We start from the raw sequence: 16,103 nt of genomic DNA, 5'->3' as shown, positions 1-16,103 counted from the left end.
CGAGTAGGGCTGCGTAAAAAATCAGACATCCACTGGCCACGTTCCGCGCCGCACCATTTCCCGCACCCGATCAGCACCATTGGCGCGTACCAGCAATTCCATACGGGCTTTTTCGATGTCCTCGGCACTCCATTGCTCGGTGGCCATGGTGGCTTTTTCGTGAGACCAGCCATTGTCGTAGTGACGGACCACATACTGCTGTTGGTATGCCCACATCTCGGTGCCCGGAATCGGGGTCACGATAAACGGGTTGGCGTAGGCCATGCCTGCGCCCATAAGGCTGACGGCATAGTCAATGGTATTACCGATTTGCCCCAGGCTTTCGATGAACGGCTGTTCGGCAGCCGAGGCCGGCGGGTTGACGAAGCCGAGCATGAAGCCGCCCGTCACCTGAATTCCGCACTCGGTAAACATCTGGATGATCTCAAAGGTTGCCTGCTGAATCGCGTTGAAACGCGACTTGTTGGAGTTCACCAGGCTCTCTTCGTTGGCGCTCTCCACCGCAAGGTAAATGTTGTAGCAACCGTTGTCGGCGATTGAACGGATAAACGTCTTCGCCGTGAGACCGCCGCGAATGGCAGCGATGACGTTGCGGTAGTGCGGGCTTTTGAGTTCCTGCTCATCAAGTTCCGCCAGAAATCGCTCGCCCTTGTGCAGCAGCACCAGATTGAACAGGCTCAGCCCACCTTCCTCGACCCACGGCAAATGGTGTTTCTTCAACAGCTTGCCGACCTCCATAGCGTACAGCGGGTCATGCATCAAGTGATCGTCTTCGATCAACACTTCGGTCACGCCTTGTTTGACCAAATCCGCCAGATGCAGGTCGAACCAGTCCAGCCCCAATGCCCGCCAGGGGCCGTTGATTTTGGGGATATAGCAGAAGTTGCAATTGACGTTGCAGCCTATGGTGGAAAAGATCTGCGCCCAGGCGCCGGTCTTGCGCACCCGCGCACCGGAGGAATGATAGGGCTGCAAGTAGTTGTTCATGTTCAGGAAACTGAAATCCGGCAACGGCATGACGCCCAGCCGCTCATCCAGATCCTGCCGGGCCGGGACAATGCTCAAGTAGCTGGATTTGCGAGTCGGTCGAACTAGTTGGCCACTGTAGCTGCGATAGGCAATGCCCGGCACCGCGTCGACATTGCCGCCTTCATGGGTGACCGCGTCGAGCAGCAGCGTGAAGGCGCGATCCGCTTCGTTGATCAGGGTGAAATCGAAAGGCGAGTCCAGCAAGGCATTCTGCCAGTCACCGCTGGAATGGGCACCGCCCGTCACCAGCAGCAAATTTGGATCGATGGATTTCACCAGGTCGGCCAGCGCCCGGGCGTTGCCCCATTGCACGGTGTAGTTGCACTGGATGCCGACGATGTCCGGTTGTGCATCTTCGATGATCTTGCGCATTTGCACATCGGTGAGGCCATAGCGGACCAAATGGCCCTGATCGACGTTCACCAGAGTGTTTTCCTGGGACCAGCCGGCGAATGGCGCGTCGACGATCTGCACGTCGTAGCCGGCGCGCTTGGCCACCGTGGCGATGCGCAACAGGCCAATGGGCGTGCCGGCGCGTTTCATTACTTCGAACGTGTCGATGCCGATGTCGGCAAATGCGCTGCCCAGCGGTACCGGCTCAATCAGCCGCGTGTAAGGCGGCACGAACAGCAACACACGTGGCGCTTCGCCATTTGCGCGGCGGCGAATGCCGCTGCGGCTGGACTTCAATGACGGTAGTCCCAGATGCTGGAGCGCAGGACGAGTGGGCGCCACGCTGAATCGTGGCAGGTCGCGTTCAATTCTTGTGGCGCCTTCAGAGGCAATCAGGTCCATCTCAAAGCTCCTTTACAACAGTGATGTCGGCGTTGGGCTGGCCTGTTTTCGAGGTGGCGATAACAGCGCCAACGATAATCAGCAGTGTGGGAATAATCAGGATCGGGCTGGCATGGCTTTGCCCTATGGCCACCAGCAGCAGGGTCGAGATCAGGGGGGCCAGATAGGAGAGAGCGCCGAGCATCGCCAGGCTGCCGTGCTTGGTGGCGTGGTCCCAGGCGAAAAACGCCAGGCCCACCGGCCCCAGGCCAAGGCCGACGATGGCCGCCCATTGCCCGGCGCTTGGAATGACCGCGGTTTCAAACGCCAGATGGCAGACCAGGCCGGCCACTGCGACGAGGCCACAGATGCCACCAATGATGCTGCTTGGCACGTCACTGAAACGGCGGTTGATCACCGAATAGGACGACCAGACCAGCGCGCAGGCGAAGGCGGCCAGGTAGCCGGCTACCGGCATGGCGGCGGCTTCATCCGAGGCGCGCTGTTGCATGATGAACGCCGTACCGGCCAACCCCAGCAGCGCGCCGAGTAACTGGCGTTTGCGCAGCCGTTCCCCCGCGCTGAAGGCCGAGAGCAGCACAATCAACAGTGGCCACAGGTAGGCGATCAGGCTCGCCTCGGCAACCGGGGCAGCCTTGAGGGCGAAAAAATACAGCGCGTGGTAGGCGAATATCCCTAGAAAACCGACCGCCCATACCGACCAGGGCTGACGCCAGCTGCGAAACCCCGCCATGCCGTTGCGGCCAAGGATGCACAGGCTCGCGACAAACGCGACGGCAAAACTCAGGGTCAGCAGTTGGAAGGGTGGAATGCCTTCGGTGAGGCTGGTCAGCAACGCCAGGCATGACCACAGGAACACCGCGATCACGCCGATGGCTGTGGCCGAGGCTGCGGCTCTGACAGACACCTGTGTTTTGGCAATGCGCGTCACTTCGGTCATCTACGCCCCGTCTGATTTATCCTTGTCGGTGGGGCAATCATAGAAAGGTCCGGCCGGGCGGGTATTGATGAGCACTGCTGAAGATTTGTTCAGGCCTGCCGGATTCACCTTACCCGCGAACTTCGTCGCACCGTGGCCGGCGTCAGGTCGCGGTTCTTTTTCAGGGCGTGGGTGAGTGCACTTTGATCGGCATAACCGACGCGGTGGGCGATCTCGGTGATCGACAGCGCGGTTTCGCACAGCAAGTCGATGGCACGGTTGAGACGCAAGGTGGCGATATGCGCAAAAGGCGTGCTATTCAAATGCCGAGCGAACAGCACGTAGAGTTGCCGCTCGCTGGTGCCTGCCACCCGTGCAATCTCGGTGGCGCTAAGCCGGCTGTCCAGATGGCTTTCGATGTAAGCGAGTGCCCGTGCCAGGGTGAACTGACCATGCTCAGGGATGATTCCGGGCGGCAGCGTCAGCGAAGACAGCAGCAAAGTACTCCAGGACTCCGCCACCTGAGGTGAACTGGTCAGCAAGGGCGCGCTGCGGCTGGCGTATTCGAGTAAATGGCGGATTTCCGGGCCTACTGGGAAAAAGCGTTTGTCGGCCTGGAGTCTGGTCGACAGGTCGAGATTCTTGGGCCCGCCGAACGTCGTGGCCGGCACGTCGAGTACCAGAAAGATATTGGCCTTTTGCGCCAGAAACGCATGGCGAGCACCGGCAGGAATTACCACGCCCTGACTCCAGTCGACCTTGCCGGCCCGACCGTCGACTTCGATGTCCATGGAGCCGGACTGCGGCAGCACGAGCTGATGAAAGTCGTGATCGTGCAATTCGACTTGGCCCGAATACGAACGAAGGGCCAGTGAAACCGCTGGGTTATCGTGACTGCCCATAGCGCCTCTCCGTTGGCTCAGGTTCACATCATGCCTGAGTCAGAGAACCCGGTGCCACTCCCGCGAGCGCTCAGGGGAGATGCGACGAGTCATCGACAAGAACTCGTGCGGGACGCGGGCTGATTTCATCGCGGGCAAGCCCGGCGCCCACAGCGCAAAGCCCTGGCCTGGATAGGCCAGGGCTTTTTACGAATGACAACCCATGCGCCCATAGCGATATGGCACATAGCCACTTTTCCAATTGACACCCCCTCCCCACTCCGTTAAAAACCCCGCCTTGCTTGCGTTTTTATCGAGACATGGATGTTGTCCAAACCCCCGCTGTTCAAATACCGCCGCTATTGGCTGGCGGTCATCATCGTGTTGCTGGCGATTCTTGATCCTTTCGGCCTGGCCAGTTCCAGCGACAAGGCGTCGGCGCAGTGGCTCAATCGTATGTTCGCCAGTCACTACCCGAGCCTTGGGCAGCAGCGGGTGGCGGTGGTGTTGATCGATGATGCCTACCTGATGCGCAATAACAGTTCGTGGCCTATGCCCTATGGCGAGCAGAGCAAGTTGTTCAAGCGCTTGCTGGCGTACAAGCCCCAGGCGGTATTTGTGGATTTGCTTTATAGCCACGACCACTCGTTTGGCGACCCGACGCGGGGCAGCCAGTTGCTGGCGAATGTGTTTGAGCGTTATCAACGCCAAGGCATCCCGTTGTGGCTGGCCAATACTGGGTTGACTCGCGCAGAGGCGGGCCAGGCGAATACGCTGGCGCCGTTCATGCAGGTGAGCCAGCCGGCGCTGGTTGTATGGGAAGGGGTGGATGACAAGTATCCACTGGCGATGCGCACACAGGCAGGGCTGATGGAAACTCCCGCCCTGTCGCTGTATCGAGTGTTCTGTGCCACGCAGCACTGCAAGCAGCCGCCGGTGGATGTGCAAGCCGCTGCGCAGCGCCAGCCCATCGCGGTGCAGTGGGGGCTGAAGCTGGCGCCCGAACAGGCACGTATTGCCGATATCCGCCACTGCGCGCCGGCACGGCATTTTTTGCTGGATGGGGTGGCGCAGTTATTTCAGGCGGTGTTCTGGAAGCTCGACGACTCGGCCCAGGCGCGCTGCCCTTATACGCTGACGTTGTCGGCCAGTGACCTGGAGGTCAGCGACCCCGACGACCAGGCATTGGTCGCCGAGTTACTGCGCGACCGCCTGGTGTTGGTGGGCGCCAATATTGCTTCCACCGGGGACCTGGTGGAGTCGCCGGTACACGGCCAACTCCCCGGCGTTTACCTGCACGCCATGGCGCTGGACAACCTGATCAATGCGGGCATGGACTACGACCATGAACCGGCCAATTTCCCCCACCTGCCGTTCAATTGGCTGGACCTGCTGGAGCTCGGGCTGCTGGCGTTGATCGCCGTGCTCAAGGCGCTGCACGCACGTCGCCTGGCGGGCCATCGCACCTGGAGCCGGTGGCGGCGCCAGGAAATCTGGTTTTTTACCTCGCCGTGCCCGTCGTGGCTGTTGGTGATGTCGATGTTGGCGGGGGTCAGTGTGTTGCTGAGCCTCAATGACATCACCCCGGTCAACGTGCTGGGCATTGTGTTGCTGTCGTTGGTGCTGTTCAGCGAGCGGATCGAAGCCTTCTTCGACCGCGATCGCTGAGTGCACCGCTCTGCTATCTGACTCAAGGAAACCAAGGATGAACAGAAGCCTCATCGTCTTGCTCGCCGCCCTCTTCACCCAGGGCGCCTGGGCAGAAACCCACAGTATCAAGGCGTTCCTCGCCGACCCGGTGACAGTGCTGGACGAGCAGGGCAAGCAACAACGTGAGCTGGCGAAAAAGGACGCGCCCACCCAGCCCCTGCCGGTGTTGCAGTACAACCAGGCACTGGACCTGGTGCAGGTAGAACTGGCAGGCCAGAAGGTGTGGCTGGACACCATGGATTTGCGCATCGAGCCCCCGCTGAACGTCGTCGACCTGCCCTGCCAGGGCCTGACCAAAAGCCAGGCCAAGGACAGCCGCAACAACTCCACCATCGGTTTTGGTGCCGGCTGCAATCAATAAAAGGAGCGTTGCGGTGAAGGGATATCTAGTAGCAGCCAGCCTGTTGGCCAGTTCGGTGCTCAGTGGTTGCGCCACCTTGAAAGGCGCAGACCAGGCGTTTATGAACCTGGTGGGGCCCTCGACCCAGTCCCGGGTTCAGGGCCATTACGTGGATAACAGCGACGTACGCCAGTATTACAAGCTCGACCCACAGCGCCAGAGCCAGCAGCGTTTGAGCTACGACGGGCGTGCGGTACCGGCCGCTGAAGCGCGCCAGCAGAACCTGGTGGATATCCCGATGCTGCAAGGCTACTTGCAGGGCATCGTCACGCGCTTGTCCAAGGGCTGGCCGGGGGAGTTGCCGCCGCTGCAGGTGAAGATCACCGACAGCTATGGCTTCGGGCCGTCGGCAGACCCCTACGGCAACCTGTTCGTGCCGCTGGGCATGCTGGACAACGTCGCCAGCGAAGACGAAATCGCCGCGATGCTGGGCCATGAAATGAGCCACGTATTGCTGCATCACCATGACCGCATGGCCGCTTTCCAGCAGCAGAAAGACATGTTCACCACCGTCGCCTCCACGGTCGCCTTGGCCACGATGGCTGCCGATACGGGCGTGGACCGCAGCTCCGGTACGATGAAACTGTTCAGTAAGGACCCAGCCGGCACCCAGAAGACCATCGGTAACACCGTACTGTACACCGCCCTGGCCAATACCTTTTCCGATCAGGTATGGAGCACCGCCTGGGGCCGCAGCCAGGAAGACCAGGCCGACTTGCTGGGCACCGACTTGATGATCCGCGCCGGTTACGCGCCACGAGCCGCCACCCATAGTCTGGAGCGCCTCAACGACTTCCAGGGCAAGCAGAAGCCCTTGCTCACGGGGTTCCTCACGGCGCGCAAGAATGCCATGCAGGATTCGCTGCAGCAGTTCAATCTCAACCAGTTCACCAAAGAGCTGGACGTGCTGGTCAAGGATGGCTTGACCACCGGCATCACCGCGACCAGCCAATACTTCAACCGCTCACATATGTCGGCGATGGACCGCGACACCGAGCTGCGCCAGTACTTGCAACGCGAGTATCGCCAGGAACGCCGCGCCCGGGTCAACCCGCAAAGCTGGTCGAAAATGAAGAATACGCCCCAGGTGGCGAAGGCTTTGCAGGGCTATAAAGACGCGTACTTCGCAATTGATGCCCTGGAAAAAAACAAGGTGCCGCAGGCTGACGCTTTCATCCGCAAGGCCCTGGCCTCGCCGGTAAAAGACCAGCCGAGCATTCGGCGCACCGCCTATACCGTGCGCCTGGCCCAGGGCAAAAACAGCGAAGCGGTGAAAGAGTTGCAGGCGATCAAGGACTGGTCCCTGGCAGGACCTTCCACCTATGACTTGATGATCAGCTACCACCTCAAGCGCGGTGACGGGCAATCGGCCCTGGCGATGATCGACAAGGCGGAACGCAACCTGGGCTCGGAGGAACTGTTTATTACCGAGAAGCTGTTGGCCAACCAGCAACTGCAGAATGCGCAGCAGGTGCAAACGGTGTTGCGCAAATGCGAGCAGTACCCGACGCGCAAAGAGAACTGCAAAAAGCTCGCACCGGTCAAAGCCTGACGCCCCCGCGAGCGGACAATAAAAAACCCCGAACCAGTCGGGGTTTTTTATCGCCTGGCATCAGGCACGACATTCGATCAATTAGAAAACGTTGATCGGGTAGTCGGCGAACAGACGGATTTCGTTACCGCCTACGTTGTAGTTGCTGGCGTTGTTGGAAACGCGCAACCACGAGGCACGGGCACGCAGGCTCAGGTCTTTGGCTGGGCCGCTCTGTACCACGTACTTGAACTGGTTCCAGATTTCACGCTCGGTGCCATCGCCACGGCCAGTGCCGTCGTCGATGTTGGTGCCGCGCACGTAGGCAATGTTGTAGGTCAGGCCCGGTACGCCGAAGGTGGCGAAGTCGATGCCATAACCTGCTTGCCAGGAGCGCTCGTCCTTGCCGTTGAAGTCGGACCAGTAGGAGTTGGCCAGCAGGATGGTATTGCCGCCGTCGCCAATGCCGCCAGCGTTGCGGTAGCCACCGTACAGGTAGCCGGTGTCACCGGTGCTGCGCTGGTGAGCGAGGGTGAAGCTGTGCGCGCCAACGGCCCAGGTAGCGCCCAGGCTCCAGATCTTGTTGTCGCGAGCGTCCGCATCACCTTGGTTTTCCAGGGCGAAGCTGCGGTCCAGCTTGGTTTTGTAGCCATTGAAGTCAAATGTCAGCGACTGTTGTTCTGGCAGGGCCAGCACGTAGTTGACGTTGACGTATTGCTTCTTCAGCACGTCCTGCATGTCGGAGGCGTACAAAGCAGCCGACAGGCTTTCGGTGAATTTGTAGCTACCACCGATGTAGTTGATGCTCTTCAAACGGCCGCTGTCGCTGCCCTCGGCGCTCTTGCGAGCTTCCTTGGTGAAGTGACCAGCATCCAGTTGCAGGCCGGCAATTTCTTTGGAAACGATCGAGGTGCCCTCGTAGGTTTCCGACAGCAGACGCGAGTTGTCGTATTGCAGGACCGGCACGGCCGGCATCTGCTGACCGTATTTGATCACGGTGTTGGAGATACGCGCCTTGACGGCTGCGCCGCCTTTGGCCAGGTCGTTGGCGGCTTCTCCGCTGTCACCTTGCTTGAAGAAGTCGATACCGCCAGCGCCGCTGCGACCTTTACCACCATCCAGGCGGATAGCGTATTGGCCAATCACATCCACACCCACACCGACGGTGCCTTGGGTGAAGCCGGACTCGAACTTGCCGATGAAGCCTTGGCCCCATTCAGCTTTGTCCTGCTTGCCGTTTTTGTAGTCACGGCTGATGTAGGCGTTACGTGCTGCGATGTTCAGGTGGCTGTCTTCAACGAAACCCTTGGATTGCTCCTGGTCGTTTGCCATTGCTGTCGATGCGCTCAAAATCCCCAGAGCGATCAGACTCATCCGTTGCTTCAACATTTTCTTATATTCCTTATTACGGGTTGAGTACGCGCTGTGACACCAGGCTCCTGTTGCTTTTCTGGTGTCGACCTTGCCAGCAAAAAGAAGGCCCGCGGACGACTGAACTGCCGCGGGCCTTTTTTTATTGGATTTAGTCATGGTGGTTAGCCACAGGCGTTGGGCGCAATCCTATGCGGGCGTTGAACTATGTGTCAATTTCGTGAATCGTCTGTATTTAGGCGATATTCGTCTAAGCAGCGGGCTAAAGCGGCGGGATGAAAGCCTTGAAAACACCTTGATCAGCCCTTGTAAACACATTAAGTAACAAATCCGCATGCAATGCGTTAGGGAATAGATAACGCGCGCAAATGCAAAGCATTACCATTCGCGCACAATTTTCCTGCCACATCATTTGGATACACTCCCATGCCTGCCCCTCGCCTGACGCCCCTCTCCCTTGGGCTCTCTGTCCTGCTGTCTGCTAGTTTTGCCGGTGCGGCCACGGTCCTGCCCGAAACCTCGATCAGCGTGGAAGCAGACGAAGACGACCCACGGGTCAAAGAGACCAGCACCGCCACACGCACCGCGACGGCTGTTCGCTACGTGCCCCAGGCGATCGACTCAGTCAAAACCGAGAGCCTGCGCTCCTATGGCACCAACGATCTGGGCCAGGCATTGAGCGGTATCCCCAACGTCAGCAGCGGCGCCGATACACGCTTCGACAGCCTGCGCATACGCGGTTTCGACGCCAGCAATGACTTCTATCTGGATGGCATTCGCGACGACAGCCAGTACGTACGTGACCTGCATAACATCGAGCGTATCGAAGTGCTCAAGGGACCGGCCGCCGTGCTTTACGGGCGAGGCGGCCAGGGCGGGATCGTCAACCGGGTGAGCAAACTGCCAAGCCCAGGGCAAAAGTCCAGCATCGAAGCCCAAGGCGGCAGCAACGATTTGCGCAGCCTGTATGCCGACCTGAGTACCGACCCCACCGATAACATCAGCCTGCGCCTGAACATGGGCAACCAGGACAACAATAGCTTTCGCGATGGCGTCAGCGGCAACCGCCAGTTGTTCGCGCCGTCGATGAGCTGGCAGCTCACTCCAGAGCTGAACTGGCTGGTGCAATACGAATACAGCCGCTACAACCGCACCCCAGACCGTGGCATTCCTGGTGTCAACGGGCGCCCGGCGGATGTCAGCCGCAGCACCACTTACTTTGATCACGGCGATTACATAGACGATAAGTCCCAGTCGCTGCGTTCCAGACTTGCCTACGAGCTCAACGCCGACTGGCAGCTGCGCCACACCCTCGGCGTGTTCAAGCTCGACAGCGATTTCGACAATACTTACCAGACCGGCTATGACCCGAAAACCAACACCGTCAGCCGCCAACACTGGCAGCAGGACCTGACCACCCGCAACGTGTTCAACAACCTGGAGCTGGAAGGCGGTTTCGACACCTTTGGCCTGGAGCACCGCCTGCTCACCGGTATTGAGCTGGGCAGCCAGCGCCGTGATCCGAAGCTGTACTCCGCTCGAGATGGCAAGACGGTGCCGAGCCTGGACCTCAACCAGCCCAACCGCCGCCTGAGCCACACCGGGAGCATGCGACTGTCGAGTAACAACCACACCGAAGTCGAAAGCCGCGCCCTCTACATACAGGACCAACTGCGCCTGAATGACCAGTGGCAACTGCTGGGCGGGCTGCGTTACGACCGCTTCGAAGTGGACACCACCAACAAGCTGCTCGACATCCAACAGAACGTGAAAAGCCACAGCACCAGCCCGCGCGTCGGCCTGGTGTGGACGCCCCTGGAGCACCACTCGTTCTACGCCTCGTGGAGCAAGACTTTCACCCCAGCAGGCGGCGGCCTGATCGGCATCACGCCGAACGCCACCGGCAACGTCAACGACCTGAGCCCGGAGTTGACCAAGCAAAAAGAAATCGGCGTGAAGAGCGACTGGTTCGATGAGCGCCTGAGCACCACCCTGGCTGTGTACGAGCTGGAACTCTACAACCGCCGCACCAGCGACCCGCTGGACCGTACCATTACCCTGCTCACCGGCGAACAACGCTCACGCGGCGTGGAGCTGACCGCCACCGGCAAGATCGTCGACAACTGGTATGTGCGCGGCGGCGTAGGCCTGCAAGATGCCAAGGTAGAGAAGGACAACAACGGCTTTGAGGGCAAACGGATCAGCGACGTGGCCAAGCGCAATGCCAGCCTGTTCATCACCTGGAAGCCGGAGATGGGCTGGTACACGGAAACCGGTTTGACCCTGGTGGGCGATCGTTACGCCGACAACCTCAACACCGTGGTGTTGCCGGGTTATGGCCGCTGGGACGCGCTGGCCGGGTTCCGTCAGAAAGAATGGGACGTGCGGGCAGCACTGAACAATATCGCTGATAAAAACTACTACGCCTCGGCGACCAGTGCGGCGCAGATTCAACCAGGCGAGCCGCGAAGCCTGGTAGTCACCGGTACCTACAGCTTCTGACACACCTCATGGGAACCAAAGCCTGTTCCCACACTGGTTAGGTATTGCCCACAACATCAGCGCCTGGCGCAGATCCCTGTGGGAGCGGGCTTGCCCGCGATAGCGGTGTGCCAGTCACCCAATCTTCAACTGAACCACCGCCATCGCAGGCAATCCAGCTCCCACACTGGTTAGGTATTGCCCACAACATCAGCGCCTGGCGCAGATCCCTGTGGGAGCGGGCTTGCCCGCGATAGCGGTGTGCCAGTCACCCAATCTTCAACTGAGCCACCGCCATCGCAGGCAAGCCAGCTCCCACAGTCGGTTTCAGGTGTTCTTTAGTTGCTCATCAACTCGCACAACGCCTGCACTTCGTCCTCCGTAAACAACCCAACCGGGTAGCGCTCACTCATCACGCTGCGCAAATCAGGCAATTGCCTGACCTGTGGCGAGCCGTTCGCCTTCAACCAAAGGGCCAACGCATGGATGGCGTCTGCGTCGACCCGCAAAGGGTGGAACGTACGCGTGTTCATCAGGTGGACATCGGCATTCATTTCAGCGCTCTCTCCTGCTGCGTGAGCGGCTAACTTACTCAAGGTTTGTGACAGAACTGCACGGTCATCCCCCTTGGGCCACTGTAACCACAGCGATACAAGAGCTATGCCAATGTGCCCTGTTCACCGGCATGCAGGCATGAAAAAGCCCGCGACCGGGCTGGGTCGCGGGCTTGCGGGGAACACTGCAAACGCGCGGTGCTCGTACGCCATCAAGGCGCTGTTACAACTGCACTCACTTTCGCTGCGGAGCTGGCTGCTGTTGGGTCAGGCAATGGATATTGCCCCCACCCAGTAACAATTCGCGGCCCGGCACCATCACCACTTCATGTTGTGGGAACAGGTTCTGCAGGATTTGCTTGGCCTGATCGTCCAACGGGTCATCGAAACTCGGCGCGATGATGCCGCCATTGACGATCAGGAAGTTGACGTAGGAACCGGCCAACCGCACGGTCGGATTACGCTCCTGGCTACCGTCAACCAGGTCTACCCCGGCGCATTCCTCCTCAGTGGCATACAGCGGACCCGGAATCGGCATTTTATGCACGATGAACGAGCGGCCCTGGGCATCGGTGCTGCTTTGCAGCACGTCCATGGCTGCGTGGCAGCGTGGGTAGTTCGGGTCTTGCGGGTCATCGGTCCAGGCCAACAGCACTTCGCCCGGGCGCACGTAGCAGCAGAAGTTATCCACATGGCCGTCGGTTTCGTCGTTGAACAGGCCATCCGGCAACCAGATGATCTTGTCTACCGCCAGGTTATCGCTGAGCACCGCCTCAATGGCCGCACGATCAAGGTGCGGGTTGCGGTTGCGGTTCAACAGACATTCTTCGGTAGTGATCAGGGTGCCTTCGCCGTCGACATGAATCGAACCGCCTTCAAGCACAAAGCCTTCAGTGCGGTAACGCGGTGCGCGCTCCATCTCGAGGATCTTGCCTCCCACCTGGGAATCGCGGTTCCACGGTGCATACAGGCCGCCGTCAAAACCACCCCAGGCGTTGAAGTCCCAGTTCACACCCCGTACTTCTCCACTGCCGTTGATCACGAAAGTGGGGCCGGTGTCGCGAACCCAGGCGTCGTCATTGGACATTTCCACCAGGCGGATATTGGGTACGTCCAGGCGGGCACGGGCGTTTTCGTACTGGCTGGCGGAGACCGCGACGGTCACCGGCTCAAAACGTGCGATAGCCTTGGCCACCGCCACATGGGCCGCCTGAGCAGGCTTACCGCCCAGGCGCCAGTTGTCTGGGCGCTCGGGCCAGATCATCCAGGTCTGGGTCTGGGGCGCCCATTCGGCAGGCATGTGAAAGCCATCGGCGCGAGGTTTGCTGTGCAAGGTGGTCATGGCGATCAGGGCTCCGAATGGGGTGAAGGGCAACTTTATAATGGATAAAAATCGGCTTTAACAGACTAAAAACATGATAGGTGCTCGCGCCTGCAAAAAATAGCCGATAACAATCGATAAATCACAGTTGCTCATCCAGCACTTTCGACAGCATGTCCACAAAGAAGTCCACACTGCGTCTGGACGTCACCATCGGCGGCTTGATTTTGAGGATATTCAGATAATCACCGGTAGGCTGCATGAAAATCCCCAGCTCCCGCAGCCGGTCACACAACAAGGCGGTTTCTGCAGTCGCAGGTTCGAGGGTCTGGCGATCGCGCACCAGTTCAAGGCCCAGATAGAAGCCCGAACCATGCACGGCACCGACGAGTGGATGGCGATCGATCAATTCCTCCAACCGTGCCTTGAAATGCCCACCTACCAGTTGGGCGTTTTCCCACAGCTTTTCCTCTTCCATCACATCCAGCACCGCCATGCCGATCCGGCAACTGACCGGGCTGCCTCCTGATGAGGAGAAGAAGTAACCCTCGGCTTCCAGCGCCTCGGCAATTTCTCGGCGGGTGATCACTGCACCCAACGGCTGGCCGTTGCCCATGCCTTTAGCCATGGTGATGATGTCAGGCACCACACCTTGCTGTTCAAACCCCCAGAAGAAATGCCCCATGCGGCCGTAACCCACCTGCACTTCATCGGCGATGCACACGCCTCCCTGGGCACGGACCAGGCCATACACCTGTTGCAGGTAACCCGGTGGCAGGGAGATGCCGCCGGCATTGCCGTACACCGGCTCACAGATGAACCCGGCTAATTGACGCTGGCTCGCGGCGATTTTCGCCAGGTTATGCTCCACGCTTCGTACATAGTCCGGCGCGCTGTCTGGCCCGCGGAATTCACCGCGGTAGGTATTGGGCGCGGTCACCGGGTGTACCCAATCCGGGCGGCTGCTCAAGGCCTGGGGGTTATCGGCAATCGACGTGGACACGGCATCCGCCGCCACCGACCAGCCGTGATAGGCCTCCAGCACACTGAGCATGTCGCGCCCGCCGCTGTAGGCCCAGGCCAAACGAATCGCCAGGTCATTGGCCTCGGTGCCGCTGTTGACCAGGAACACCCGGTCCATGCCCTCCGGTGCCAACGCCAGCAGGCGCTCGGAGAACTCGGCAACCGCCGCGTAGTGAAACCGCGAGTTGGTGTTGAGCAACGACCACTGCCGAGCCGCCACTTCAGCCATGCGCGGGTGGCCATGGCCCAGCACGGCCACGTTGTTGAGCATGTCGAGGTACGATCGGCCCTGCATATCGATCAGGTGGTTACGCCAGCCGCGCTCGATACGCGGTGGGTCGGCGTAGTAGTGCTTCTGGGAGCGGGCAAAGCTGGCATCACGCCGGGCCAGCAGGGCTTCTGGGTCCAGTTCCGGCTCCGCATTACAGGCCAGGCCCAACAGCGCTGCGGGTGACGGGCACAGCGCCTGCCAAGCCAACGCCCGGGAAGGTGTGCAGAACAGCGGTGGCTCAAGGTCGGCGCGGCACAACTGCACAGTCAACGGCGCATGAACCTCGCCCAGCACCTGCCCTTTGACCAGGGTTGCGCCCGGCTTGAGTGATGTGCGCACGCCCCACAGGCGCAAGCTCAGACCTTCGTCGTGCAAACACAGCAAGCCGTCGGTACCTTCACGCAGCATTCCCGCAAAGGGTGCTTCCAGCACTGTGCCGTGGGGCAGATGCAGTTCGACATGCAGGGGGAACGTCTCGGGCTCTAGCGCACTGTCGGGGCGGGTGCGCGACAAGCGGTATTGCCCATAACGACTGGCCGCCAGCCCATGCACCGTCGCTGCTTGATCCAGCAAGCGCCGATCGATGCCGGGAGTCTCCCAATTGCCAGCCTCGAAATGCGGGCTGAGTACGCCCAGGTCGATCAGCGCAAACTCGCGGCCCACCAAGCCTGGCAATAAAGGCGCGAAGTCTTGGTTGGTGACGGGCGGTAATGTTTTGCCGACGCTGCGCAGAATCGCCGCTTGCATGAGTTCGAAGGGCACCGACGTGGCGATATGGAAGATTTCCCACTCGTGTTCGGCGTTTTTCTTTAGATAAACGTTGTCCGGGTCCAGGCGTTGCTGCTGCTCACTGCTGAGCACCAACACCGCCGCGCGAGCGACGATCAACGGCCACAACACCTCCAGCTCTTCACGCTGCAACGGCGTGACCGCGTGGCAGGCCTGGATCGCCGGCAAGAGGGCAAACGGATCACCGTCGGCATGGTGCAACAACGCCGCGCAGGTCACCGACAGGTCGGCAATTCGCCAGGTGTGCACCAGATCGCCGAAATCGATCACGCCTTGTATGCGCCAGTGCCGCTGGGCATCACGCTGCCACATCACGTTGTCGTCGGTGATGTCCATGTGCACTGCTTGCCAAGGCAGGTGTGCCGCCAACGGCTGGACATGCGCCTCGACCTGCCTGGCCACCTGCTCCAAAGCAGCACGCTGCGGCAGGTCGGGCAAGGTTGCCAGCAGGTGGGTGATCAATGCTTGCGCGTGGCGCGGGTCCCATTGCAGGGTGCGCTCCAGGCCAGGGTGCTCGAAACCTGCCAGCGCGAGGCTCATCTGCCCGCACAGCTCACCAAAGCCTTCGATCACGGTGCGGCTCAGGTGGGGTAAATGCGTCAGGGGCTGGCCGTCGATGTAGTCCAGTAGCCGCAGGTGCAGGGTTTGGTCATCGACGTTGACCGTCAGCAACTCCTCACCCGCCAAGGTCTGGATGACCTTGGGAACACGCAGGCCGGCATGCGCGCCCAGGCTGTTGAGCGCTGCGTGTTGGGCTTGAAGTTCAACCGCGGCGTAGTCACCCCGGCAGATTTTCAAAACGAAGCGGCCCCGTGTGCTGTCAATTCGATAGTTGAGGTCTTGCTGACTGCCCAATGAGTGTAATTTGCCCGCCATACCATAGTGCCGCTCGAGCAGGCATGCTGCTTGCTCGGGGGTTACTTGTGGGCAAGGCAAGCTGGCACGGTGGGTCAACGTGGCTAACGACATTGTGACGACCTTTGTTTTTTCAGGCGTCTATATCGCCATTGTTCAGGGGCACAAGGCAA

11 protein-coding genes are annotated in these 16,103 nt (G+C 60.1%); 4 read left to right on the top strand and 7 right to left on the bottom strand.

Going from position 1 to position 16,103, the window contains the following annotated elements; translation table 11 throughout:
• Positions 1–21: 21 nt before the first annotated feature.
• The 3 genes from GIV26_RS11435 to GIV26_RS11425 form a co-directional block, all read right to left on the bottom strand.
• A complete protein-coding gene (locus GIV26_RS11435) occupies positions 22–1,824 on the bottom strand; it encodes a B12-binding domain-containing radical SAM protein (RefSeq protein WP_186526734.1) in 1,803 nt (600 codons plus the stop codon).
• Between the two features lies 1 nt (position 1,825).
• Positions 1,826–2,764, bottom strand: a complete 939-nt coding sequence (gene yddG / locus GIV26_RS11430) for an aromatic amino acid exporter YddG (RefSeq protein WP_034125522.1) — start codon at positions 2,762–2,764, stop codon at positions 1,826–1,828.
• Between the two features lie 104 nt (positions 2,765–2,868).
• Positions 2,869–3,645 carry a helix-turn-helix domain-containing protein gene (locus GIV26_RS11425; RefSeq protein ID WP_054896634.1) on the bottom strand — a complete coding sequence of 259 codons (777 nt, stop codon included), beginning with the start codon at positions 3,643–3,645 and terminating at the stop codon, positions 2,869–2,871.
• Positions 3,646–3,948: 303 nt separating this feature from the next.
• Here GIV26_RS11425 and GIV26_RS11420 point away from each other — a divergent pair, with 303 nt between their 5' ends.
• The 3 genes from GIV26_RS11420 to GIV26_RS11410 are packed head-to-tail and all read left to right on the top strand — an operon-like array spanning position 3,949 to position 7,286.
• Positions 3,949–5,292 carry a CHASE2 domain-containing protein gene (locus tag GIV26_RS11420; protein WP_236280546.1) on the top strand — a complete coding sequence of 448 codons (1,344 nt, stop codon included), beginning with the start codon at positions 3,949–3,951 and terminating at the stop codon, positions 5,290–5,292.
• Positions 5,293–5,329: 37 nt separating this feature from the next.
• Positions 5,330–5,695 carry a hypothetical protein gene (locus GIV26_RS11415; RefSeq protein ID WP_014716500.1) on the top strand — a complete coding sequence of 122 codons (366 nt, stop codon included), beginning with the start codon at positions 5,330–5,332 and terminating at the stop codon, positions 5,693–5,695.
• A gap of 13 nt (positions 5,696–5,708) precedes the next feature.
• Positions 5,709–7,286 (top strand): M48 family metallopeptidase, encoded by a 1,578-nt coding sequence (locus GIV26_RS11410; RefSeq protein ID WP_236280544.1) that lies wholly within the window; start codon positions 5,709–5,711, stop codon positions 7,284–7,286.
• An 81-nt stretch (positions 7,287–7,367) separates the two neighbouring features.
• Here the strand turns inward: GIV26_RS11410 and GIV26_RS11405 are convergent, their stop codons facing one another.
• Positions 7,368–8,654, bottom strand: coding sequence for an OprD family porin (locus GIV26_RS11405; protein WP_034125518.1), 1,287 nt, complete (start codon positions 8,652–8,654; stop codon positions 7,368–7,370).
• A gap of 408 nt (positions 8,655–9,062) precedes the next feature.
• On the opposite strand from GIV26_RS11405, the gene GIV26_RS11400 reads away from it, so the two are divergent.
• Positions 9,063–11,138 carry a TonB-dependent receptor gene (locus GIV26_RS11400; RefSeq protein WP_236280540.1) on the top strand — a complete coding sequence of 692 codons (2,076 nt, stop codon included), beginning with the start codon at positions 9,063–9,065 and terminating at the stop codon, positions 11,136–11,138.
• Positions 11,139–11,455: 317 nt separating this feature from the next.
• Here GIV26_RS11400 and GIV26_RS11395 read toward each other — a convergent pair whose 3' ends face one another.
• The 3 genes from GIV26_RS11395 to GIV26_RS11385 all read right to left on the bottom strand — a co-directional run bounded on the left by GIV26_RS11395 (position 11,456) and on the right by GIV26_RS11385 (position 16,044).
• Positions 11,456–11,671 (bottom strand): hypothetical protein, encoded by a 216-nt coding sequence (locus tag GIV26_RS11395; protein WP_054922627.1) that lies wholly within the window; start codon positions 11,669–11,671, stop codon positions 11,456–11,458.
• A gap of 235 nt (positions 11,672–11,906) precedes the next feature.
• Complete coding sequence (gene aguA, locus GIV26_RS11390; RefSeq protein ID WP_236280538.1) at positions 11,907–13,013, bottom strand: agmatine deiminase; 1,107 nt, start codon at positions 13,011–13,013, stop codon at positions 11,907–11,909.
• A gap of 121 nt (positions 13,014–13,134) precedes the next feature.
• A complete protein-coding gene (locus GIV26_RS11385) occupies positions 13,135–16,044 on the bottom strand; it encodes an aminotransferase (RefSeq protein WP_236280536.1) in 2,910 nt (969 codons plus the stop codon).
• Between the last annotated feature and the right edge of the window lie 59 nt (positions 16,045–16,103).

The sequence above is a fragment of the Pseudomonas sp. PA-1-3F genome (assembly GCF_021609665.1).
Lineage (GTDB): Bacteria > Pseudomonadota > Gammaproteobacteria > Pseudomonadales > Pseudomonadaceae > Aquipseudomonas > Aquipseudomonas paracarnis.
Note: the sequence above shows the minus strand (reverse complement) of the source record. Positions and strands in the feature narration are given on the sequence as shown.

Bases quoted from the DNA above. Each gene is read 5' to 3' on its own strand.
- GIV26_RS11400 (WP_236280540.1), top strand. From the start codon at position 9,063: ATGCCTGCCCCTCGCCTGACGCCCCTCTCCCTTGGGCTCTCTGTCCTG.
- GIV26_RS11395 (WP_054922627.1), bottom strand. From the start codon at position 11,671: ATGAATGCCGATGTCCACCTGATGAACACGCGTACGTTCCACCCTTTG.
- GIV26_RS11405 (WP_034125518.1), bottom strand. From the start codon at position 8,654: ATGTTGAAGCAACGGATGAGTCTGATCGCTCTGGGGATTTTGAGCGCA.
- GIV26_RS11420 (WP_236280546.1), top strand. From the start codon at position 3,949: ATGTTGTCCAAACCCCCGCTGTTCAAATACCGCCGCTATTGGCTGGCG.
- GIV26_RS11425 (WP_054896634.1), bottom strand. From the start codon at position 3,645: ATGGGCAGTCACGATAACCCAGCGGTTTCACTGGCCCTTCGTTCGTAT.
- GIV26_RS11385 (WP_236280536.1), bottom strand. From the start codon at position 16,044: ATGTCGTTAGCCACGTTGACCCACCGTGCCAGCTTGCCTTGCCCACAA.
- GIV26_RS11435 (WP_186526734.1), bottom strand. From the start codon at position 1,824: ATGGACCTGATTGCCTCTGAAGGCGCCACAAGAATTGAACGCGACCTG.
- aguA (WP_236280538.1), bottom strand. From the start codon at position 13,013: ATGACCACCTTGCACAGCAAACCTCGCGCCGATGGCTTTCACATGCCT.
- yddG (WP_034125522.1), bottom strand. From the start codon at position 2,764: ATGACCGAAGTGACGCGCATTGCCAAAACACAGGTGTCTGTCAGAGCC.
- GIV26_RS11415 (WP_014716500.1), top strand. From the start codon at position 5,330: ATGAACAGAAGCCTCATCGTCTTGCTCGCCGCCCTCTTCACCCAGGGC.